The organism is Mesorhizobium sp. M4A.F.Ca.ET.050.02.1.1 (assembly GCF_003997725.1).
Lineage (GTDB): Bacteria > Pseudomonadota > Alphaproteobacteria > Rhizobiales > Rhizobiaceae > Mesorhizobium.
Genome location: NZ_RZSG01001285.1, coordinates 1 through 929, shown reverse-complemented (window position 1 = coordinate 929; position 929 = coordinate 1). Strand labels below are relative to the sequence as shown.

Here is a 929-nt window from a genome sequence, read left to right as displayed (position 1 = left end):
ATGTATATACATAATTGCCATCTAATCAAACGGAAAAGATGATGGCGGCAGAAATCAAAAGCCGGGCAGGGGGCCTTCACCTTTGGCGCAATGCGCGCCTGGCGACGATGGCCGAAGGCGCGCCGGGACTGGGCATCGCCGAAAGGGGCGCAGTCGTCGCGCGCGACGGCCTGATCACCTATGCCGGGCCGGAAGCCGATCTGCCGGCGGCGCTTGCCCAGGGCGCTGACATCACCGACTGCGAAGGCCGCTGGGTCACGCCCGGCCTGGTCGATTGCCACACCCATCTCGTCTACGCCGGCAACCGCGCCAACGAGTTCGAGATGCGGCTGGCCGGCGCCACCTATGAAGAGGTGGCCAAAGCCGGCGGCGGAATCGTTTCCTCGGTGAAGTCATTGCGTTCCGCCAGCGAGGACGAACTGGTAGCCCAGACATTGCCGCGCCTCGACGCGCTGATGGCCGAGGGTGTCACCACGATCGAAGTGAAGTCGGGCTATGGCCTTGACGTCGACAATGAGAAGAAGTCGCTGCGTGCCGCGCGGCGACTCGGTGACAAACGCTCGGTGACGGTCCGCACGACATGCCTCGCCGCCCATGCGCTGCCGCCGGAGGCCAAGGGCGACAAGGACGCCTTCATCGATCTCGTCGCGAGCGAGATCATGCCCGCCGTGGCCGCGGAAGGCCTGGCCGACGCGATTGACGGTTTCTGCGAGGGCATTGCCTTTTCACCGGAGCAGATGGCGCGCGTCTTCGACAAGGCCAAGACGCTCGGCCTGCCCGTAAAACTCCACGCCGACCAGCTCTCCAACCTGCATGGCGCCGAGCTTGCCGCGCGTTACGGCGCGCTGTCGGCCGACCATCTCGAATACACCGACGAGGCGGGCGCGGCGGCGATGGCCAGGGCCGGAACCGTGGCGACGATCCTGCCC

General features: G+C 65.9%; 1 protein-coding gene. It reads left to right on the top strand.

Annotated elements, in window-relative coordinates; genetic code table 11:
• Window positions 1-41: 41 nt before the first annotated feature.
• Window positions 42-929: imidazolonepropionase (gene hutI / locus EOA33_RS36960; protein WP_127407813.1), on the top strand; the 888-nt coding region annotated here is incomplete at its 3' end.